Origin of the sequence: Rhizobacter sp. Root1238 (assembly GCF_001425825.1) — a bacterium.
Taxonomy (GTDB): domain Bacteria; phylum Pseudomonadota; class Gammaproteobacteria; order Burkholderiales; family Burkholderiaceae_C; genus Rhizobacter.
In genome coordinates, this window is record NZ_LMDM01000001.1 from 22,443 (window position 1) to 44,545 (window position 22,103).

Below are 22,103 nucleotides of genomic sequence, written 5' to 3' on the forward strand. Positions count from 1 at the left end.
CGGCGGGGCAGGCCTTCGCCTCAACCCCTGGCCATTGCACTCTTCGTTTGCGTCAGGACCCTCCTTCCATTGCAGAGCGCGTGCCAGCACGTCGGGCCGAGCCAACGCGCAGATGCAAGTGCCTGTCGCACAACGCTTTTAATCAAATCACCGGCTCCGGTCGTTCCCGACTGCCTGAACCGGGACAGATCGAATCTAGAATATTCGCTAGCCCTCTAGCATTCAAGCGCATGAAGCAAACCGTCGTCATCGGCTTCCTCGGCACCCAGCTCGACGCCGGCCAGGGCGCCGGCCGCTGGGAGAAGTGGCGTCCCACCGTCTCGCTGGTGCAGCAGCCCGACGTCGTCGTGCACCGCATCGAGCTGATCCACACGCCGCGCCACCTCGGCCTGGCGCAGCAGGTGCAGCGCGACATCGCGTCGGTCTCGCCCGAGACGCAGGTCAACCTGATCCCGATGGACGTGGCCGACCCGTGGGACTTCGGCGAGATGTACGGCGCGCTCTACGACTGGGTCCGCGCCTATCCGTTCGACACCGAGCGCGAGCAGTACCGCGCCCACATCACGACCGGCACCCACGTCGCGCAGATCTGCATGTTCCTGATGGTCGAGTCGCGCTTCATCCCCGGCGTGCTGCTGCAGACCGCGCCGCCGAAGAAGCAGACGCACGACAACCCCGGCAGCCTGACGCTGATCGACCTCGACCTGTCGCGCTACGACGTGCTCGCCAAGCGCTTCCACCAGGCGCAGCAGGATGCGGTCGACTTCCTGAAGGACGGCATCGCGACCCGCAACCGCGCCTTCAATGCGCTGATCGACGAGATCGAGCGCGTGGCGGTGCGCTCGCGCGCGCCGATCCTGCTGACCGGCCCGACCGGCGCCGGCAAGTCGCACCTCGCGCGACGCATGTTCGAGCTGAAGAAGTCGCGCCACCAGGTCGGCGGCGAGTTCGTCGAAGTCAACTGCGCGACGCTGCATGGCGACGGCGCCGCGTCGACGCTGTTCGGCCACCGCAAGGGTGCGTTCACCGGCGCGGCGGCCGACCGCGCCGGCCTGCTGCGCAGCGCGCACGGCGGGGTGCTGTTCCTGGACGAGATCGGCGAGCTGGGCCTGGACGAGCAGGCGATGCTGCTGAAGGCGGTGGAGGAGAAGCGCTTCTACCCGATGGGCAGCGACCGCGAGGTGGCGAGCGACTTCCAGCTGATGGTCGGCACCAACCGCGACCTGCGCATCGACGTGGCCGAGGGCCGCTTCCGCGAAGACCTGTACGCCCGCATCAACCTGTGGAGCTACGTGCTGCCGGGCCTCGCGCAGCGGCCGGAAGACATCGAGCCGAACATCGAGCACCTGCTGGCCCGCGCAGCGGCCGAGAACGGCCGCGCGGTGCGCTTCAACGCCGAGGCCCGCGCGCAGTACCTGCGCTTCGCACAATCGCCCGAAGCGCTGTGGCGCGGCAACTTCCGCGACCTGTCGGCGAGCATCACGCGGCTGGCGACGCTGGCCGACGGCGGCCGCATCTCGTCGGCGCTGGTCGATGCCGAGCTGCAGCGGCTGCGCTGGCTGTGGGAGCACCCGGCGGGCGACGCGCCGGCGAGCGACGGCGTCGACCTCGACGCGCTGCTCGGCGACGCCGCCGCGGCCCTCGACCTGTTCGACCGGCTGCAACTGCAGGCCGTCGTGCAGACCTGCCGCCGCTCGCGCAGCCTGTCCGAGGCGGGACGCCAGCTGTTCGACGTGTCCCGCCGGCAACGCAGCGTCGTCAACGATGCCGACCGGCTGCGCAAGTACCTCGCGAAGCACGGCCTCAGCTGGGACCGGGTGACCGCCGAGGGGTGACAGCCGGGCGCCGCGGCGGGGGAATCGAACCCCCTGGCCCTGGCCGCACGGCATCGCGCCGCGCGGTATGTCGTTCAGGGCCGGCTCCGTCGGCGTCCACTGCACTTCGGCTGTGTCCAAGCGCGAGCATCCCGTCGGATGTGGTGTCTCGCTGCACGGGGTCCGGGTCCGGACCGCGCACATCCCGCGCCGCCAACACCATTGGATGCGGTCGCGGAGGGCAAGGGCACACCCGAAGTGGAGCGGGTGGCGCATTCAGGAAAAGCACTTCAAAAGCAAAGAGGCCCGGATCCTTGGCGGAATCCGGGCCTCTGCGAACAGAGTCGAAGGGTGGGCCTACGCCCTGCCTTCTCCCGGATGCCGTCGATCGTTGCCGTAACCCTTCTTGCCCATCGCCATGCAGAGGCACTCGCCCGATGCGCGGGCGGCTTGCTGCAGGTGACGGGGAAGGTGGCGGCTGATCACGATGAGGTCCTCGGATTCGACGATTCGGTGCGCTTTTTCAAGCAAGGCGCGGATCGTAAAAACTCTTTACCGGTTCGTCAAGCAAATACTCAAGCATTTACTTCAACTCGACCTTCACGAGGTTGTCTTCCGAAATGCGGTCGATGCGCTTGTTGTAGGGGTCGACCCCGGCGAAGGCCGGCGGCCGGTCCACCACCAGCGCGATCGACTGCTTGCCGCTGTGCACCGGCAGGCGCTCGAAGTGCAGCACCGATGCCGCGCCGAAGCCCTCCTTGCCCGGCTCGGCGCTGAACACGCCGATGTCGACCGGTTCGTCCAACGGTGCCTCGGTCTCCTGCCCCTTGCCATTGGCATACAGCTTGCGCGCCTCGACCTGCAGCACCAGGTCGTAGCGGCCGTCGGCGCGCTTCGTCGCGGTCGCGGCGGTGGCCTTCAGGTCGAGCAGCGTGATCTTCTCGAACAGGTCGGTGATCAGCGCATCGTGCTGCGGGCCGGCCTCGGCGCGCAGGATGCGCAGGAAGTCGCGGCTGTTCGGGTAGGGTGCGGCCTTGAAGGCGTATTCCTTCAGCATCTTCGACAGCGCCCGGTTCACGACCTCCTCGCCGACCACCTCCTTCAGCCAGTACATCGCGAGCGAGCCTTTCTGGTAGTGGATGTAGCCCTGGTTCTCGACCCGTGCGAGCGGCAGTTCCTCGACCACCTCGCCGCCGCGCTGGCGCAGGTAGCGGTCGAGTTCGTACTTCAGGAAGCGGCGGATCTGGTCGCGCCCGTACATCTTCTCCATCACCAGCAGCGCCGAGTACTGCGCGAAGCTCTCGACCAGCAGCTCGGCCCCCTGCTGCGAGCTCGGCACCAGCTGGTGGCCCCACCACTGGTGGCCGATCTCGTGCGCCGTCACGTAGGTCACCACGTCGATCTTCTGCGGGTCGGTCAGCCGCGCGATGAAGCCGATGTTCTCCGAGTACGGGATGGTGTTGGCGAACGACTGCGCGAAATCGGCATACGACGGGAACTCCAGGATGCGCGCCTGCCTGAACTGGTACGGCGAGAACTTCTCGCTGAACAGCTCGAGCGACAGCTTCATCGCCTGCATCATCCGGTCGACGTTGAACTCGTGGCCCGGCTGGTGGTAGACCGCGAGGTCGACGTCTTTCCAGCGGTCGCGCAGCACCGCATAGCGCGCCGACTGGATCGAGAAGAAGTGGTTGATCGGCGCATCGGGCTTGAAGTGCACCGTGCGCCGCCCGCCGGTCGTCGTGTCGCTGACGGTGTAGCCCGGCGCGATCGGGGTCTGGTCGGCGTCGGTGGTCACCGTGATGTCGGCGTCGACCCAGTCGCTGTCCTTGCGGAAGCCGTTGTCGGCGCGCCCCGACTCGTCTTCCAGCGTCGGCGGCCGCAGGTCCGGCGTCAGGCCGTGCTTGCGGCGCTTCGCGCGGTCTTTCAGCAGCCCGTCGCGCGACATGCCGATGGCCGGCGCGATCTCCGCGTTGTTCACGAAGCTGCCGTTGTCCACCAGGCGCGTCAGCGGCTGGCCATTCGGAAAGCCGCGTTCGGCCAGCGTCGTCGCGAAGCGCAGCACCCGTGTCTCGTCAGGCTGCATCGCCGGCTCGAGCTTGTAGATGCGGTAGTGCTGCGCGGCCCACTCGCGCTGCAGCGTCGCGCCGGGCAGCTCGACGCGGTCGAGCGTGGTGCGCTCGGGCCACAGCAGGTGCAGCGTGTCGATCGGCGCGCCGCTGCGGTTGCGCAGCAGGTAGCTGCCGGTCGTCACCGCTCGCGGCTCGCGCGGGTACAGCTGCACGTCCAGCGTGACCGCGGTGATGCGCGGCTGCGGCAACTTCTCGTAGGCCAGGAAGTCGCGCTCGAACCGGGCCAGCTCGGCGTCGTGCTGCGGCTGCGTCACGTAGGCGTTCAGCACGTTGGTGTTGTAGTAGATCCAGCCGCCGCTGACCGCCCACACCGCGAGGCCGAGCGCCAGCAGCGCGCCGGCCCCGCCGCGCAGGTGATGGCGCATGTAGACCAAGCGCGGGCGCAGCGCGAGGTTCGCACCGCGCCGCCACAGCGCATGCGACAGCACTGCCAGCACCAGTGCGAAGCCGCCCCAATACACCTGGAACCAGGCCTGCGCGATCCAGAAACGCCCGAGGCCGTTCATGTCCGACAACGGCACGTTCGGCGTGCCGCCGTAGTTGTAGAGGTTGTGCTCGAAGCCGGCTGCCGCCAGCGCGACCGAGCCGACGATGTACAGCAGCATCACGCCCCAGCCGATGAACTTCTGCGGCACCAGCACCTGCACGAAGACCGCGAGCACCGCCAGCAGCAGTGCACCGACCGTCATCGGCAGCACGAACCACAGCAGGTAGGCCGCCGGCTCGAAGCGGGTGTAGCCCTTCAGCGCCTGCACCAGCATGCCGGTCAGCACCGCGACCGCCGCGCTGGCCGTCAGCACCAGCGCGATCGCGACGATCTTCGGCAGCAGGTGCGCCCAGTCGGGCGCGGCGGTCGCGTCGACGATCTCGTGCATGCGGCGCTCGCGGTCGCGCCACACCAGCTCGCCGGCATAGAAGATCGCGATGATGATCGGCATCAGGCTGAAGGTGCCGGCCAAGGTCTGCACCATCAGGCGCGTCACCGGGTACGAGCCGCTGCCGTACCACTCGCCGCTGAACCACAGCGCGCCGCCGGCGTTCAGCACCCCGATGCCCAGCAGCACGAAGAACGCCGGGCTGCGGAACACGAAGGCCATGTCGAAGCGCGCGAGCCGCCACAGCTGCGCACGGCGCGTCCGCGCATCGGCGCGCGCCAGCGGCAGTGCACCGATCGCGGTGGGCGCTGCGGCGCTGTCGGACGCGGCGTCCCTCTCCTTCGACACCTTGGTCGCCGGTGCGCCGCGCTGCTCGAAGCGGAACAGCCGGCAGGCCAGCGCGAACACCGCCAGCGCGATGCCGGACCACAGCAGCCGGTTCGCCAGCATCGGTCCCGCCATCGCCGGCAGCAGCGTGTTGCGCTCGGCGGCCGTCCAGTACTTGGTCGCGATGCCCAGCGCCGACAGCCCGAACGGGTCGAGCAGCGCCGCGATGGCGTCGTACTGCGGGTTGCGCAGCAGGCCGCGCATCACGAAGTACAGCACCAGCATCGCGACCGCGCAGACGTAGGTCCACATCATCGAGCGCGTCGCGGTGGCGGCCGCGAAGAACAGCGCCGACACGATCAGCAGCGTCGGCAGCGCGAACGCGAACAGCGCGTACAGGTAGTGCGCCAGATGGAATGCGCCGACTTTCTCGCCGTCGACCCACGGCATCGCGACGCCGACCAGGATGCCGAGCGGGATCGACGCCAGCACGAGCAACGCGGCCAGGTTCGCGCCGATGAAGCGGCCGACCAGGTAGGCCCCCTTGCCGAGCCGTGTCGACCGCAGGATGGGCGCGAAGCCGGTCTCGTCGTCGCGGATCACGACGTTGGACACCATCGCAACCACCACGAACACCGCGAACAGGCTCATGATCGCCAGCGTCTGCAGGATCGCGAACGGCGAGTTCAGGTGCACGTTGCCGCGGCTTCCGATCTGGATCGTGTCGACCGTGACCGACCCGAACGACAGCAGGAAGAACATCAGGCAGCCGACCCAGAAGACCGGGCTCTTCAGCTGGTAGCGGACTTCAAAACGGGTGACGTGCCCGAGCATGCCGCCGCTCATGCCACGGCCTCGGTCGCGGCCACGGCGGCCTCGCGCCGATGCGCATGCAGCGTCGAGAAGTACACGTCCTCCAGCCCCGCCTCCACCGGTACGAAGCCCGCTGCCGGCGCATCGTCGGCCAGCACGTGCACCACCGGCCGGCCGCCGCGCAGCCGGGTCGCGATCACGTCCATGCGGCTGCGTGCGTCGGCCAGTTCTTCCTTCGCGACCTCGCCTTGCCAGACGCGTCCGACCATCTCGGCGATCAGCGCCTGCGGCGTGCCGCTGCGCACGATGCGCCCGCCGACCAGGATCGCCATCCGCGGGCACAGGTCGGTCACGTCGTCGACGATGTGGGTCGACAGGATCACGACGACGTTCTCGCCGATCTCGGCCAGCAGGTTGTTGAAGCGGTTGCGCTCCTCCGGGTCCAGGCCGGCGGTCGGCTCGTCGACGATGATCAGCCGCGGGTTCGCGATCAGCGCCTGCGCGATGCCGAAGCGCTGGCGCATGCCGCCCGAGAAGCCGGCGATGGCTTTCTTGCGCACGTCCCACAGGTTGACCTGCTGCAGCAGCGACTCCACCGTCTCGCGGCGCTCGCCGCGCCCGGCCACGCCCTTCAGCACGGCCAGGTGGTCGAGCATGTCGTACGCCGACACCCGCGGGTAGACGCCGAAGTCCTGCGGCAGGTAGCCCAGCACCGCGCGCAGCTTCGCCGGCTCGGCCAGCACGTCGATGCCGTCGAACGCGATGCGGCCGGCACTCGGCTGCTGCAGCGTCGCCAGGCAGCGCATCAGCGAGGACTTGCCGGCACCGTTCGGCCCGAGCAGCCCGAACATGCCGCGCGGGATGTCGAGCGTCACGTTGTCGAGCGCGCGGGTGCCGTTGGCATAGGTGTGCGACAGCTGGGCGATGGTCAGCATGCGGATCTCCGTCGGAGGTGGGGAAACGGGGGACTCTACGGACGGCGCGACGACATGCCATCGCGGCGCGACAGGAAGCACGCCAGGACGGACAGGCCGTCGACCGCCAGGATCAGAACGTCTTCGCGCCGTTGACCGCCAGCAGCACCGACAGCAGCGAGCTGGTCGCGCACAGGAACAGCCGGTTGCGCTTCGGTCCGCCGAACACGACGTTGGCGACGCGCTCGGCCGTCTTCACCTTGCCGATCAGCGTGCCGTCGGGCGCGAGGCAATGCACGCCGTCGGCCGCGCCGCACCACAGCCGGCCGGCATCGTCGACGCGGAAACCGTCGAACAGCCCGGCGCTGCAGGTGGCGAACACCTCACCGCCCGACAGCCCGCCGCGGGCGTTCACGTCGAACACCCGGATGTGGCGCGGCCCGCCCGGCTGGTGGGTGACGCCGCTGTCGACGATGTAGAGCTTCGATTCGTCGGGCGAGAACGCGAGGCCGTTCGGCCGCACGAAGTCGTCGGCAACGCGCACGCAGTCGCCGCTGCGCGGGTCGAGCCGGTAGACGTGGCAGCCGTCGGTCTCGCTGTCGCCGCGGTGGCCTTCGTAGTCGGAGTCGATGCCGTAGGCCGGGTCGGTGAACCAGATCGAATCGTCCGACTTCACGACCAGGTCGTTCGGGCTGTTCAACCGCCGGCCCTGCACCCGGTCGACCAGCGTCGTGATGCGGCCGTCGTGCTCGGTGCGGGTCACGCTGCGCGAGCCGTGCTCGCAGGTGACGAGCCGGCCCTGTCGGTCCAGCGTGTTGCCGTTCGCGAAGTTCGACGGCGCGCGGAAGGTGCTGACGCGGCCGTCGGTCTCGTCCCAGCGCAGCATCCGGTCGTTCGGGATGTCGCTCCACAGCAGGTAGCGCCCGGCCGGCACGTAGACCGGCCCCTCAGCCCAGCGCAGGCCCTGGTGCAGCGTCTCGACGCGGGCGCTGGTGCGCACGCAGTGGCGGAATCGCTCGTCGAGGATCTCGAAATCTGTCTCGGCCATGGTTTGCTCCCGGCAGCGCCGGCTGCCGGCCCCGACTGTAGGCGATCGGAGCTGCGGCATCATCTGCCTTCATCCCACCACCGAGCCAGCGAGCGAACCCCCATGCGATTACCTCCCCTGCCCGACCACGCGATGACGCCCGCCCAGCGCGCCGCTGCCGATGAACTGATCGCCGGCCCGCGCAAGGCCGTCAAAGGCCCGTTCATCGCGCTGCTGCGCAGCCCCGAGCTGCTTGCCCACGTGCAGAAGCTGGGCGCCTTCCTGCGCTTCGGCACCTCGCTGCCGGCGCGCGTCAGCGAGTTCGCGACGCTGCTGGTCGCGCGGCACTGGCGGCAGCAGTTCGAATGGAAGGTGCACGTGGCGCTGGCACTGCAGGCCGGCACGGCGCAGGCCACGATCGACGCGCTGCGCGACGGCCGCCGCCCCGACACGATGGACGCCGACGAAACGCTGGTGCATGACTTCTGCACCGAGTTGCTGGCGCAGCACGGCGTCAGCGAACCGACTTGGGCGCGCACGGTCGCGCGATTCACCGAAGCGGGTGCCGTCGAGCTGACCGGCCTGGTCGGGTACTTCGCGATGGTGTCGATGGTGCTGAACGTCGGCCACATCCCGGCCGAACCGGGCGGCGACATCGCCCCGCTGCCGGTGCTGCCGCCCTGAAGACGCTCAGCGCGGCGGCGGTCGGTCGAGCATCGCGAGCCACGGCGACGGCTGCCGCCCGTCGATGGGCGTCGGCAGGCCGTCGAACTCGCGCTGGAACAGCACCACCAGCCAGTCGCTGAAGGCCCGCAGCTTGGCCGCCGGGTGGCGCAGGCGCGCATGCAGCAGCGTGAGCGGCAGGCTGCCGGCACTCCAGTCGGCCAGCACCTGCACCAGCCGGCCGTGTGCCAGGTGGTCGACGACCGTGCGGCTGCACGGCGCCTGCACCAGGCCCAGCCCGGCGACGGCGGCCGCGATGGCGGTGTCGACGTCGTTGCAGGCGACGCGGTGCGTGCCGCGCAGCGCGTGGTGCTCGCCGCCGTGGTGGAAATCGAACGGAAACAGGTGGCCGTCGCGCGGCGAATAGAAGTTGACGACGCGGTGCTGCACCAGGTCGTCCAGCGTGCGCGGCGTGCCGTGCGCATCGAGGTAGGCCGGCGCCGCGCAGGTGACGATCGGCAGGCGACCGAGCGGCCGCGCGACCAGCCGCTCGTCGTGCACCTCGCCGGCCCGCACGACGCAGTCGTAGCCTTCGGCCAGCGGATCGACCGGGCGGTCGGAGCTGCCGAGCTCCAGCACGATCTCGGGGTAGCGGCGGAAGAAATCCGCCAGCGCCGGCGCGATCACCTGCCGCCCCATCGCCGCCGGCACGTCGACGCGCAAGCGGCCCGACGGCGCCTCCGATGGATCGCGCAGCGCCCCTTCGAGCTCGCGCATCTGCCCCAGCATCGCGAGCGCGCGCTGGTGGTACAGCGCGCCTTCGTCGGTCAGGCTGACGCGCCGCGTGGTGCGGATCAGCAGCCGCACGCCGAGGTGCGCCTCGAGCGCCTGGATCACCGTGGTCACGCGCGCCTTCGGCATCTGCAGCGCGAGGCCGGCCCGCGTGAAGCTGCCCAGCTCCACCACGCGGGTGAAGACGTCCATGCCGTGAAAGCGATCGATCAAGGGGAATGCGGCGGAACGGCGCCTGCTCCGTTTTTCGTGACCCCGGAACTCTAGGCCCCCGCGCCGGTGGGAGGGTCACCGCCATCGTCCGGACAGATGGCGCCGGCCTGCGGCAGATGGCCGCAGCTCAGGTCACCCGGCTGCGGAAATGCCGCAGCATCACCCGCACCAGCTCGTCCGCATCGATCGGCTTGGTCACGCGGTCGACCATGCCGGAGGCGATGCAGTGCTCGCGCTCTTCGGGCAGCGCATGTGCCGTCTGGCCGATGATCGGCAACTGCGGGTACAGCGCGTGGATGCGCCGCGCGGTCTCGTAGCCGTCGATGCCCGGCATCATCACGTCGAGCAGCACCACGTCGTAGCGGGCGCCCGGTGCCGAGACGCGCGCCACCGCCTGGTGCCCGTCGCCGACGATGTCGGCCTGCGCGCCCTCGCTTTCCAGCAGGCTCTGGATCACGATCTGGTTGACGATGTTGTCCTCGGCCACCAGCACCCGCAGGCCGGTCAGCCGCTCGCGCACCGGCACGTCGACGGCCACGGCCGGTGCGTGGGCAACGGACGGGCCGGCCGGCATCGCACCGGCCAACGGCAGCCGCACGCAGAACACCGAGCCCTCGCCCGCCCGGCTCGACACCCGGATCGAGCCCTTCATCAGCTCGACCAGCCGCTTGCTGATCGCGAGGCCCAGCCCGGTGCCGCCGTAGCGCCGCGTGGTCGATGCATCGGCCTGCTCGAACGACACGAACAGCCGCCCCACCTGCTCGGCCGACATGCCCACGCCGCTGTCGCTGACCTCGACCAGCAGCTCGCCATGGTCCACCTGCAGGCTCAGCGACACCTCGCCCGCATCGGTGAACTTCACTGCGTTCGACAGCAGGTTCAGCAGCACCTGCCCGAGCCGCAGCCCGTCGACCCGCATCAGCTCGGGCACCCGCTCGTCGACCCGCAGCTGCAGCCCGACACCCTTGTCGGCCGCGGCCTGCCGCACCAGGTCGACCGCGCGTTGCGCGACCGGGCGCAGCGGCGTCAGCGTCTCGTCGAGCAGCAGCTTGCCGGCCTCGATCTTCGACATGTCGAGCACGTCGTTCAGGATGCCCTGCAGCAGCTTGCCGGATTCGAGGATGCGCCCGAAGCGGCTGCGCACCTCGGGCGACGACGTGAGGTCGCGAAAGCCGATCTGCGCGAAGCCGAGCACGCCGTTCAGCGGCGTGCGGATCTCGTGGCTCATGTTCGCGAGGAACAGCGACTTCGACTGGCTGGCGGCCTCGGCGCGCTCACGCGCCGCCTGCAGCTCGCACAGCACCGCCGCGCGGTGCCGTGCCGCCCGGTACTGCGTGCCCAGCAGCGCGGCAACGCCGGCCACCAGGACGAACCAGAACGCCACCGCGATCGCCACCTCGCGCTGCCACGGCGCCATCATCTCGCCGTACTCGAGCCCGATCAGCACGTAGGCGGGGTAGCGACCCAGCTGGCGGTACATCACGGTGCGCCGCAGCGCGTCGATCGAGCTGCGCGTATCGAACCCACCGGCGACCTGGCCGCTCGCCACCGCCTGCTGCGTCTCGGGCGAGTTCAGGCGCGCCGGCTTCTCGTCGGCGACGAGTGGCACCTCCGGCAGGCGCAGCAGCACCTCGCGGTCGGCGTTGAAGACGGTGATCACGCCGCGCTCGCCGATGCGCAGCGAACGCATGATGTCGCCGAGTTCGTCGAGGTCCATGTTGAGGTACACGACGCCCGCCAGCGCACCGCCCGCGTCGCGCAGCTGGTGCGCGATCGGCAGCACCCAGCGCGACGTGATGCGCGACTTCAGCGGCAGCCCGAGCACCAGCCCCGGCGTGTTGACGGCCTGCCGGAAGAAGTGGCGATGCGCGACGCTGAGCGCCCGCTGCGCATCGGCCCCGGCGCCGTACTGCACCAGGCCGGCCGCATCGGCCGCGCGCAGCGCCGGCGCCTCGGGCAGGCGTTGCTGCAGCCCGATCAGCACCTCGGTGAACTGATCCGCGCGCACCGGGCCCAGGCTGCTGAGCCGCCGGTACTCCTGCGCCGCCGACTGCAGCACCAGGTCGGCTGCCTGCAATCGCGTGAAGAGGTAGCGCTCCAGGTTCAGCGTCAGGTTGCGCAGGTTGTCGGCGGCCGCCGCCTGGTAGCGCTGGTGGCTGGTCCACAGCGAGAACGCGAGGAACCCCGCCACCACCGCCAGCGCGAGCGCCGCGCCGATGGCCAGGCGTCGAAACGGCTGTCGCCAGTCCTGTGCACTCGGCTCGTCGCTCACGTCGGCTCCCTGCATCGCGGCACGCCTTGCGCCGTGCCCTCATTGCGGTGGATCGGTTATAGCCCCGTCCGGCGGTCCACGCCAACCGAAGTTCCACCCGGGCACGGTTCAGCAAGTTTGAGGATGCGCATTCCGCCGCAGATCAGCCCGGCCCTTGTTGCAACGACAGCAACGCATCGACATGGGCCACGAAGCGGTCGAAGTAGCCGGGCGACAGCTCGCGCATCAAGGTCAGCGAGCGGTGCACCAGGTGGTGCGAATTCAGCGGGCCGGCGTTCTGCGGCAGTGCGGCCTGCGATTGCGCCAGGCGCTGCTCCGCACTCAGCCGCGACCAGGTGCGCCTGAAAAACGGCAGCGTTTCCAGTTCGACGGCCGCACCAATTGACGTGGGCTTCGGGTTCGCGGCCGACGGCGTCCGCGCTGCGGAGCGCTCGCCGAGGTCCGCGACAAGGTCGGCCAGCGCGCTGCGCGCTGCCGGAACGCCGTCGGCAGGCCGCCGCGGCTCGTCGTGCGGCGGTTGCGGCGGGTCCAGCCGGTGCCGATGCGCCGCCACCAGCTGCGCGAGCCGCTCGTCGAGCACCTGCCGCACGGCGCCTTCGTGGTTCGCGGCCCGCCGGGCCAGCGCTTCGAGAAAGCGCAGGCGCACCCGGTCGGCCTGCGGCGCCCCGCGCTCGCGCCAGGGCTCGAGGGCCGGATCCGCCCGCGCGCCGTCAGCCATGCGCCGCCGCAGTGGTACCGCGTGCGGGCCGCGGTGTCGGCGCCATCTCGACGCGCCGGTTCTTCGAGCGCCCCTGCGCATCGGCATTCGGCGCCACCGGCTGCTCCGAGCCGAATGCCGCCGCGAAGATCGACGACGACGGCAGGCCTTCCTCGATCAGCGTGCGCGTCACCGTCAGCGCGCGCTGGGCCGACAGTTCCCAGTTGTCGGCGAACTGCCGGTTGCCGCCGCGCACCTGGCGGTCGTCGGTGAAGCCACTGACCATCAACACCTCGTCGCGCGCCTGCAGGTAGGCCGCCAGCGGCGCGGCCAGGCTCTGCAGCAGCTGCCGGCCTTCGGGCTGCAGGTCGGCGGAATTGAAGGCGAACAGCACGCTGCCGCTGATGCCGATGCGCCCGTGGTCGAGCGTCACCCGGCCGGCCGCCAGCGGCCCCGCCAGCGCACGCTCCAGCGCCTGGCGGCGCTGTTCCTCGAGCTGGTGTTGCCGCACCTCGTTCTCGAGCCGGCTCGCCAGCTCGAGCTGCGCGCCGATCGCGCACAGCAGGATCAGCACGAAGGCGCCGAGCAGGCCGGCCATCAGGTCGCCGAACACCGCCCAGACCGGTATCGACGATTCCCCGCCCGCGTCGATCTCTTCCATCACCGCACCGCCACGGCCGCCGGGGCCGCCGCCTTGCCCGCGAGGCGCTGCAGGTCCTCGATGATCTGTTTCTGCGACAGCAGGCTCAGGTCGATGACCTCGCGCGCCTGGGCCACGTAGTACGCGAGCTGGTCGTCGCTGCGCGCCAGCGACTTGCCCAGTGCGCTGTCGATGCGCTGCAGCTGGTTCACCAGCTTGTCGTTCGACTGGCCGAACAGCTCGACGGCCAGGCCGAAGGCCTCGCCGAGGCTGGCCACTTCGACCGCACTGCCGGTGACCTGGGCCGCAACGGCGGCCAGCCTGTCGGTCTGCGCATCGACCTGCTCGCCGAAGCGCGTGCCGACACGGTCGAGCAGTGCAGCCGACGAACCGACCAGCGCATCGATCGCGCTGCGCTGCTCGGTGGCGGCGTGCTGCACGGTGTCGAGCAGGCTGCCGAGCGTGCCGAGGATGCGGGCGCGCTCGTCGAGCAGCGTGTTGTCGCGGGCGATGCTGTCGGAGAGCTGGCGGCGCAGTTCGCCGATCACCTCGGCAGCGGCGCGCGGGGCCTCGGCAGCGGCCTGCAGCAGGCGGGCGATCTCGGCGGTGGTGGCCGCCGCCTGCGATTCGACCTGGGCGGCGATGTCGCGGGCACTGCGCTGCAGCGTCTCGTTGACCTGCTGCTGCTGCGCGAGGCTCTGGGCGCCGGCCTGCTGCCACTCGCTGCGCAACGAGGCGGCCATCGACTCGAGGCGGTGCGTCATCGCGGCGAGGCGCTGCTGCTCGTGGGCGGCCGCGGCCGACTGCCACTCGGCGTGCGCCTGCGCGACCGTCTTCAGCAGTGCGGTCGAGCGCTGCTCGAAGGCCTGCGCGAATCCGTCGAGCGACGACTGCCAGGTGGTCGAGAGGGCCTGGTGCAGCGCGGCGGTCTCGTGGGCAACGCCGGCCATCGTGGCCTCGACGGCCGGGCGGATCGTCGCGCCGGCGAGGCGGGCGCTTTCCGCGAGGCTCTCCTTCAGCGTGCGGTCGACCGACGAGGCGAGCGCGGTGAATGCCGCCTCGGCCGTGCCGTGGAAGCGTTCCTGGCTGGCCAGCAGGCGGGCGTTCGACGCCTCCGCCTGCCGCTCCATCGCCTGCATCACGGCGTGCAGTCCATCGACCAGCGCCGGCATCTGCTCGACCTGGCGCTGCAGCAGCTTCAGCGACTCCTCGCGCTGGTGGACGCCCGAGAACGGACGCAGCGTGGTGGCGATCTTCGCGTCGAGCAGCTGCAAGGCCTGCACGCGTTCGCGTCGGGCCAGTGCCGACAGCAGGCCGAGCGCCGCGGAGGCGGCCACGCCGGCGATCGAGGTGCCGAAGGCGAGCCCAAGGCCCTGCACCGGCGCGACCAGCGAGGCGCGCACGGCCTGCAGGTCGGTCGAGGCGTCGAGCGCCATGCCGGTGCCGCGCAGCGTGAACACCATGCCGACGAAGGTGCCGAGCATGCCGAGCAGCACCAGCAGGCCGGCCAGGTAGGGCGCCAGCGCCGGGCCGGGGAAGCCGGCGGATTCGCCTTCGATGCGGCGTCGCACCGCGTTCTGCAGCGACGCCGGCACGCCGTCGATCCATGGCCGCAGGGCGGGCAGCGGATCGGCCAGGCCGGCGACGGCCCGGGCCAGCGTGGCGGTGGCCTGCCGGAAGCGATGCAGTTCGAGCGCGCCGATCGCGTAGAACGCCCCGATGAGCGCGGTGATGGACAGCGCGAGCGGGTGGGAGCCGACATAGCCGGCACCGACCCAGCCGAGGGCGGCCAGGCCGGTCAGGAACACGGCGTGAGGGAGAAATCTGGTCATGGTTGGTCTGGTGACGACCCGCGAAGGGCTTCGAGGAGCCCGTCGACCGGTTGCATTCGGAGGTCCAGTTCGGCGAGCAGGACCTCGCGCATGTCCTGGCAGAAGGTGTCGCGCCAGGCGTCGGGCTGGCTGCCCTGCACGCGCGCGAAGTGCTGTTCGAGCCATGCCGGCACCGTGGCCAGCAGCGTGCGTTCGCGGGCACCGATGACCTTGTCCATCACCGCGTCCACCGCCGCCAGGCGCGCCAGCGCCGGCGAGGCGGACGACAGCGATGCGCGCACCCGGCGGCGCAGCGGCGCGATGCCCGCTTCCATCGCCTGCTGCCAGCCGAGGTAGCGCTGGCGGTGCGGTGCGAAGTCGTCGCTGGTGGGATCGGCGGAAGCACCCAGCTTCGCGATCGCCTCGCGCACGCGACGGCAGTCGCGCTCGGCAGCAGCGGCGGCCGCGTTCGCCGCGGCGCGTGGGTCGGCCACCGCCGCCTGCGGGCCGTCCAGCGCCGATGACAGCGAGATCGCGTCCGTCCAGTCGAACCACCGGCACAGCCCGTCCGAAAAGCTGTCCTTCGGCGCCGGGATGTCGGCGTCGCCCAGCGCAGCCAGCAAGCGGATCAGCGCGGAACCGGAAAGAGGTGTGCGGCGCGGTGCGCGCGCCAGGGTGCCAGTCAAGGTGCCAACGAAAAAACCTCGGATTTTACCGGGGCGGCCACCCTTGGTTCATGGGGGGTGGGAATGGGCGCCCGGTCGCGCTCGGCAGGAGCGGAAAGGCCGGGCTCAGGGCAGGTCGAACTCGTTGAGGTCCCGCCACAGGTACGAGAGGTAGGCCTCGCGCACCGCCGGCACCTGGCAGGCTTCCAGCAGTCCGCCGCATCGGGTTCGCGCCGACACGTTGGCGGCCAGCCAATCGTCCAGCGGCGCGCCGGCGGCCTGCGCGAGCAGGCCGGGCAGGAACACGATGTCCACCGCACGCACGGCCTCGGCTTCGGCCGGCTTGCCGGCCTGTCTCGCGAACGGACGGCCCTGGTTGCTCGACACCTCGTACCACGTCTGGTACTTCGCGGGCACCGTCCCGGACTCCGTCGGCAGCGACTGCATGCGCTGTCTCAGCGTCATGGCGTTCGCGAACGGCGGCTGGTGATCTCCAAACCATGCGAAGACTGCCGGCCTGGGGGTGTCCAGCACCGCCGCGCGGGTGAGCTTCAGCTCGCGCTCGAACTCCCGCGTGCGCCACAGGTAGTCGGCGACGCTCTGCGCTTCCTCGGCTGAAAACACCTTGGATGCCTCGGCGACGAGTCCGGCCGGCACGCGCTCCATGTCCACGCCGTGCTCGGCGTGGTTGAAGATCGTCAGCGCGAACAGGAACACCGGCTGGTCGTGCGTCCGTTCGCGCGCAAGAACCTCGCGGGCGGCGGCATGCACCAGCGCGTCCGGGGTGTCGTAGCCCCCGGAGAGGCCTTGCTCCGTCGCGTCGTAGAACGCGTCGAAGCCGTAGGCGGCATAGGCCGCGCGGCCATTCATCATGCCGCCGCGCGTCGGGTACAGCGCCACCGTGCGGTAACCGGCGGCCTTCAACGACCGCACGAACGAACGGTGCGTGCCGGGCGCGATGTTGAACGGCGCGAATTCGCCCGCCGGCCCGAATGCGCTGTGCGGAACACCGGTCTGGAACGCGAACTCCGACTTCCAGGTTCCACCGCCGAAGGTGTGCACCTGCAGCGGCCCACGTGCGACGGTCTGTTTCGTCGCGCCGAATGCGTCAAGTGTGCACAGGGCTGCCGGACAGCCTGCGAGGGCAGCCGGGTTGAACTGGCTTTCCTGCAGGAACACGACGATGTCGGCCGGCCGGTCTCGTGCCGCGCCGGGGATCAGCTGGCGGCTTTCGCGCTGGAACGCGTCGGTGTCGGCCGCGCCTCCTTCCCACCGAGGCTCGAAGAAGGCCGTCGCGAAGAAGGTCAGGATCGGCCGCGCGAGCTGGCCTTCTCCGATGACCCATGCGTCGCCTGCCGCGCTCAGCTGCGAGGCCTTGCGCGCCACGAGGGCGCCGCTGTGCACGACGAGGAACAACGCAAGCATCGCCGCGGTGCCCGGGGCGGCCCAGCGTGCGGTGCGGTGCGACGGATTCGACCGCCAGGCCAGGACGCAGGCCAGCGCCGCCAGGCCCAGCGCACCGCCGGCGTACCAGAGCAGCGTGGGCTGGCTGGCCATCACGCCGACGTTGTCGGCGAACTGCCGGAAGAAGAAGCGGATGTCCTGCCACGTCAGCGTGGTGCCGGCAAATTGCTCCTTCAGGCCGATGGCCGTCAGCAGCAGTGCGACCAGCGTGCTTCCTGCCACCGCGGCAAAGCGGGGCCGCAGCGTGAGCAGGTACGGCACCAGGCACGCCACCAGCAGCGCGTGCGCGCCGAGATCGGCGTCCACCCACGGACCGGCGAGCGGCGGAATGGCCAGCACGATGGCATCGGAGAGCCGTCGGCGGCCCAGGTAGACCACCAGGGCCGCGGCCACCGACAGCCGCAGCGGGGTCGACTGCGGGAAAGGCCACAAGGAGGGCCAGAAACACGGCGCGATCAGCAGAACGGCGCCTGCGATGGCGACGCAGGCCCACGCGAGTTGCCGCGCCGACAGGCGGCGGGACACCGGAGTGGTCCGGCCAGCGACCGGGTCGTTGACGACGTCACTCATTTCACGCGTCGCCTGCCGGGGTCCGCCGACGGTGTGCATCGCAGCATGGGATCTCCTTCGGCCTCCAGGTACAGCTTGATGCTGGTTTCAGCGCGGGGCGTAGATCCGAAGCAAGGTGCCGTTGTCGTAAGCGGCTGTCACGAGAACCTTGAGCTTGAGGGCGTCTGCCAGACCGCTGAACAGCGGCTTGCCGCCGCCATAGGCGATGGGCCGGGTCAGGATGACGTACTCATCGATCAGCCCCGCCTTCGACAACGCCTGGGCGAACGCTGCGCCGCCCCACGCGATGATTTCGCCACCGGCCTGCTTTTTCAGTTCAGAGATGTCCTCGTGCAGGTCGCCTCTCGCGATGGAGGACTCCGGCCAGGTCGCCTCCTTCAACGTTTTCGAGAACACGACCTTCGGGATGTCGTTCATCGGCGCGGCATAGGCATCGTCGGACCGTTGCCAGAACGGCCCCATTTCCTCGTAGCTCACGCGGCCCATGATGTGGGTGCCGGCGCGACGAATGCGATCCAGTTTCCAGCGCTTGAGCTCCGCCGATTCAGGCAGACCGCCCGTCGACATCCCTTCCGGTGCGACGACGTACCCGTCGATCGACATGGTCATGATCAGGACGACTTTTCGCACAGCGGCACCCGACCCGGTCACACGTCGATGTTCGACGCCCTCAACGCATTCGTCTCGATGAACTCCCGGCGCGGCTCCACCTCGTCGCCCATCAGCATCGTGAACACGCGGTCGGCTTCGATCGCGTCGTCGATCTGCACCTTCAGCAGCCGGCGCACGGTCGGGTCCATCGTGGTCTCCCACAGCTGCGCCGGGTTCATCTCGCCCAGCCCCTTGTAGCGCTGGCGGCCCACCGCCGATTCGGCCTGCTGGATCAGCCACGCCATCGCCTGGCGGAAATCGCCGACTTTGGCTTCCTTCTGCTTCTCGCCCTCGCCGCGCTTGACCACCGCCTCGCTGCTGACCAGGCCCTTGAAGGTCTGGCCGGCCGTCGACAAGGCTTCGTAGTCGGCACCATGCACGAAGTCGGCGCTGATCACGCTGCTCTTGCGGTTGCCGTGGTGCATGCGGCTGATGCGCAGGATGTGCTTGTCGGTGCGGGCATCGAACTCGGCCGTCACCTCGGCATCGTGCAGTGCGCCCTTCAGCGCGGCCGCCGACACCTCGGCCGCCTCCAGCGTATCGAGGTCGAGCGCCAGCCCGTTGGCCATCGCGCGCAAGGCCTCGATGTCCATCCAGCTCGACAGCCGCTCCACCACGTTGTTGGCCATCACGTACTGGCGCGCCAGCGTCTCGAGCGTCTCGCCCAACAGCACCGTGCCGCCGACGCCGGTCTCGAGCTTCGCGTCCTTCAGCGCCACCTTCAGCAGGTAGCCGTCCAGCTCGTGACCGTCCTTCAGGTACTGCTCTTCCTTGCCGAGCTTCACCTTGTAGAGCGGCGGCTGCGCGATGTAGATGTGGCCGCGCTCGACGATCTCCGGCATCTGCCGGTAGAAGAACGTCAGCAGCAGCGTGCGGATGTGCGCGCCGTCGACGTCCGCGTCGGTCATGATGATGATGCGGTGGTAGCGCAGCTTGTCCGGGTTGAACTCGTCCTTGCCGATGCTGGTGCCCAGCGCAGTGATCAGCGTCAGGATTTCATTGCTCGTCAGCAGCCGCTCGAAGCGCGCCCGCTCGACGTTCAGGATCTTGCCGCGCAACGGCAGGATCGCCTGAAACTTGCGGTCCCGGCCCTGCTTGGCCGAGCCGCCTGCGGAGTCGCCCTCGACGATGTAGATCTCGCACAGCGCCGGGTCCTTCTCCTGGCAATCGGCCAGCTTGCCCGGCAGGCCCATGCCGTCGAGCACGCCCTTGCGGCGCGTCATCTCGCGCGCCTTGCGGGCCGCTTCACGCGCCCGCGCCGCCTCGACGATCTTGCCGCAGATGATCTTCGCGTCGACCGGGTTCTCGAGCAGGTAGTCGGTCAGCGCCTTGCTCACCACGTCTTCCACCGGGCCGCGCACTTCGCTGGACACCAGCTTGTCCTTGGTCTGGCTGCTGAACTTCGGCTCGGGCACCTTCACGCTCAGCACGCAGCACAGGCCTTCGCGCATGTCGTCGCCGGTGATCTCGACCTTCGCCTTCTTCGCGAGCTCGTTGTCCTCGATGTACTTGTTGATCACCCGCGTCATGCCGGCGCGCAGGCCCGTCAGGTGGGTGCCGCCGTCGCGCTGCGGGATGTTGTTGGTGAAGCAGAGGACGTTCTCGCTGTAGCCGTCGTTCCACTGCATCGCCACTTCGGCGGTGATGTTGGTGTTCTGGTCCGACAGCTTGTCGCCGGTGGCGTGGAAGATGTTCGGGTGCAGCACCTTCTTGCCGGTGTTGATGAAGTCGACGAAGCCCTTCACGCCGCCGGCGAAGGCGAAGTTGTCTTCCTTGTTGTTGCGCTCGTCGACCAGCCGGATCTTGACGCCGTTGTTCAGGAAGCTCAGCTCGCGCAGCCGCTTGCTGAGGATGTCGTAGTGGAAGTCGATGTTGTTGAAGATCTCGTCGTCCGGCAGGAAGTGCACCTCGGTGCCGCGCTTCTCGGTGTCGCCGGTGACCTTCATCGGGCTGACCTCGAAGCCGTCGCGCATCTCCAGCACGCGGTCTTGCGGCACGCCCTTGCGGAACTCGATGAAATGCGTCTTGCCGTCGCGGCGCACGGTGAGGCGCAGCCACTTCGACAGCGCGTTGACGCACGACACGCCGACGCCGTGCAGCCCGCCCGACACCTTGTAGCTGTTCTGGTTGAACTTGCCGCCGGCGTGCAGCTCGGTCAGCGCGATCTCGGCCGCACTGCGCTTGGGCTCGTGCTTGTCGTCCATCTTGACGCCGGTCGGGATGCCGCGGCCGTTGTCGGTGACGCTGATCGCGTTGTCGCTGTGGATGGTCACGACGATGTCGTCACAGTAGCCGGCCAGCGCCTCGTCGATGGAGTTGTCGACCACCTCGAACACCAGGTGGTGCAACCCGGTGCCGTCGGAGGTGTCGCCGATGTACATGCCCGGGCGCTTGCGCACGGCCTCCAGGCCTTCCAGGATCTGGATGCTGCCTTCGCCGTAGGCGCTCGACACTGCATCTGCAGCCGCCTTCTTGGCGGCGCCGTCGTCGGGAGTGTTCAGGGAATCGGTCATCGCGGTGTTGAACTCATGGAATACATCGGAGGCAGGCGGCCGGCGGGCGGATCACGCCCCGGGATCGTGGCCGTCGGATCAAATACGCATCGGCATCACGACGTACTTGAAGCCCGCCTGCTCGGGCACGGTGAACAGCGCGCTGGAGTTGGTGTCCTGCAATTCCAGCTTCACCATCTCGACGCTCATGTTGGCCAGCGCGTCCATCAGGTAGGTGACGTTGAAGCCGATCTCGATCGCGTCGCCGTCGTAGTCGACCTCGAGTTCTTCCTTGGCCTCTTCCTGCTCGGCATTGCTCGACGCGATGCGCAGCACGCCGGGCTCGATGTTGACGCGCACGCCCTTGAACTTCTCGCTGGTCAGGATCGCGGCGCGCTGCAGGCTGGCCAGCAGCGGCGCACGGCCGAGCGTCACGTGGTTCTTGTGGTTCTTCGGGATCACGCGGTTGTAGTCGGGGAACTTGCCCTCGACCAGCTTGGTGACGAACTCCATGCCGCTGAAGCTGAACTTGGCCTGGTTGCCGGCGAAGCGCATCTCGATCGGGACGTTGTCCTTCTCGTCCTTGCCGTCCTTGTCGTCTTTCAGCAGCCGCTGCAGTTCGAGCACGGTCTTGCGCGGCAGGATGACTTCCTGCTTCGGGATCTCGACGTCGAGGTTGGCCTGAGCGAGCGCCAGCCGGTGGCCGTCGGTCGCGACCAGCGTGAGGCTCTTGCCTTCGGCGACGAACAGGATGCCGTTGAGGTAGTAGCGGATGTCGTGCACCGCCATCGCGAAGTGCACCTGGTTGATCAGCGTCTTCAGCGTCTTCTGCGGCACGCTGAACACCGGGCCGAAGTCGGCCGCTTCCTGGACCAGCGGGAAATCGTCGGCCGGCAGCGTCTGCAGCGTGAAGCGGCTCTTGCCGCCCTGCAGCGTCAGCTTGTTCTGCGCCGCGCTCAGCGTGACGGTCTGGTCGGCGGGCAGCGAGCGGAGGATGTCGATCAGCTTGCGCGCACCGACGGTGGTCGCGAAGTTGCTCGCATCGCCGTCGAACTCGGCGGTGGTGCGCACCTGGATCTCCAGGTCGCTGCTGGTCAGCTCGACCTGGCTGCCGGTCTTGCGGATCAGCACGTTGGCCAGGATGGGCAAGGTGTGCCGACGTTCGACGATGCCGGAGACGGCCTGCAGGGCTCCCAACACTTTTTCTTGCGCTGCCTTCAAGACAATCATGTCAACCTCTTAAATTAGTCGTCTTAGTAGAGGATCGCGTT

15 protein-coding genes are annotated in these 22,103 nt (G+C 69.3%); 2 read left to right on the forward strand and 13 right to left on the reverse strand.

What is annotated here, in order from left to right; all coding sequences use genetic code 11:
• Positions 1-230 precede the first annotated feature (230 nt).
• Complete coding sequence (gene rtcR / locus ASC98_RS00105) at positions 231-1,835, forward strand: RNA repair transcriptional activator RtcR (RefSeq protein ID WP_056802639.1); 1,605 nt, start codon at positions 231-233, stop codon at positions 1,833-1,835.
• A 562-nt stretch (positions 1,836-2,397) separates the two neighbouring features.
• Here rtcR and ASC98_RS00110 read toward each other — a convergent pair.
• The 3 genes from ASC98_RS00110 to ASC98_RS00120 form a co-directional block, all read right to left on the reverse strand.
• Positions 2,398-5,994 (reverse strand): M1 family aminopeptidase, encoded by a 3,597-nt coding sequence (locus ASC98_RS00110; RefSeq protein WP_200952986.1) that lies wholly within the window; start codon positions 5,992-5,994, stop codon positions 2,398-2,400.
• Complete coding sequence (locus ASC98_RS00115; RefSeq protein WP_056802642.1) at positions 5,991-6,896, reverse strand: ABC transporter ATP-binding protein; 906 nt, start codon at positions 6,894-6,896, stop codon at positions 5,991-5,993. Before ASC98_RS00115 ends, ASC98_RS00110 begins: the two co-directional genes overlap by 4 nt.
• Positions 6,897-7,008: 112 nt before the next feature.
• On the reverse strand, positions 7,009-7,923 hold the full coding sequence (locus ASC98_RS00120) for an SMP-30/gluconolactonase/LRE family protein (protein WP_056802645.1): 915 nt from the start codon (positions 7,921-7,923) through the stop codon (positions 7,009-7,011).
• A gap of 102 nt (positions 7,924-8,025) precedes the next feature.
• Between ASC98_RS00120 and ASC98_RS00125 the strand changes: the two genes are divergently transcribed.
• Positions 8,026-8,586: a carboxymuconolactone decarboxylase family protein gene (locus ASC98_RS00125; RefSeq protein ID WP_056802646.1), complete on the forward strand. Its 561-nt coding sequence runs from the start codon at positions 8,026-8,028 to the stop codon at positions 8,584-8,586.
• 6 nt (positions 8,587-8,592) lie between these two features.
• On the opposite strand, the gene ASC98_RS00130 is transcribed toward ASC98_RS00125, so the two are convergent.
• The 10 genes from ASC98_RS00130 to dnaN all read right to left on the reverse strand — a co-directional run bounded on the left by ASC98_RS00130 (position 8,593) and on the right by dnaN (position 22,062).
• Positions 8,593-9,549: a LysR family transcriptional regulator gene (locus tag ASC98_RS00130; protein WP_082541766.1), complete on the reverse strand. Its 957-nt coding sequence runs from the start codon at positions 9,547-9,549 to the stop codon at positions 8,593-8,595.
• Between the two features lie 148 nt (positions 9,550-9,697).
• Positions 9,698-11,857, reverse strand: coding sequence for a hybrid sensor histidine kinase/response regulator (locus ASC98_RS00135; RefSeq protein WP_056802651.1), 2,160 nt, complete (start codon positions 11,855-11,857; stop codon positions 9,698-9,700).
• A gap of 127 nt (positions 11,858-11,984) precedes the next feature.
• Positions 11,985-12,560: a DUF2894 domain-containing protein gene (locus ASC98_RS00140; protein ID WP_082541767.1), complete on the reverse strand. Its 576-nt coding sequence runs from the start codon at positions 12,558-12,560 to the stop codon at positions 11,985-11,987.
• The gene (locus ASC98_RS00145; protein ID WP_056802653.1) at positions 12,553-13,203 is read right to left on the reverse strand and encodes an OmpA family protein; all 651 of its coding nucleotides are present in this window, start codon (positions 13,201-13,203) and stop codon (positions 12,553-12,555) included. Before ASC98_RS00145 ends, ASC98_RS00140 begins: the two co-directional genes overlap by 8 nt.
• Complete coding sequence (locus tag ASC98_RS00150; RefSeq protein WP_056802656.1) at positions 13,200-15,011, reverse strand: hypothetical protein; 1,812 nt, start codon at positions 15,009-15,011, stop codon at positions 13,200-13,202. The genes ASC98_RS00145 and ASC98_RS00150 overlap by 4 nt, the downstream gene beginning before the upstream one ends.
• Positions 15,008-15,664: a DUF3348 domain-containing protein gene (locus ASC98_RS00155; protein WP_056804640.1), complete on the reverse strand. Its 657-nt coding sequence runs from the start codon at positions 15,662-15,664 to the stop codon at positions 15,008-15,010. Before ASC98_RS00155 ends, ASC98_RS00150 begins: the two co-directional genes overlap by 4 nt.
• 117 nt (positions 15,665-15,781) lie before the next feature.
• A complete protein-coding gene (locus ASC98_RS00160; RefSeq protein ID WP_162249252.1) occupies positions 15,782-17,644 on the reverse strand; it encodes a sulfatase-like hydrolase/transferase in 1,863 nt (620 codons plus the stop codon).
• Positions 17,645-17,776: 132 nt separating this feature from the next.
• Positions 17,777-18,340 carry a dihydrofolate reductase family protein gene (locus ASC98_RS00165; RefSeq protein ID WP_369820429.1) on the reverse strand — a complete coding sequence of 188 codons (564 nt, stop codon included), beginning with the start codon at positions 18,338-18,340 and terminating at the stop codon, positions 17,777-17,779.
• Positions 18,337-20,853, reverse strand: coding sequence for a DNA topoisomerase (ATP-hydrolyzing) subunit B (gene gyrB, locus ASC98_RS00170; RefSeq protein WP_056802769.1), 2,517 nt, complete (start codon positions 20,851-20,853; stop codon positions 18,337-18,339). Before gyrB ends, ASC98_RS00165 begins: the two co-directional genes overlap by 4 nt.
• Before the next feature lie 78 nt (positions 20,854-20,931).
• The gene (gene dnaN, locus ASC98_RS00175) at positions 20,932-22,062 is read right to left on the reverse strand and encodes a DNA polymerase III subunit beta (protein WP_056802771.1); all 1,131 of its coding nucleotides are present in this window, start codon (positions 22,060-22,062) and stop codon (positions 20,932-20,934) included.
• Positions 22,063-22,103: the final 41 nt, after the last annotated feature.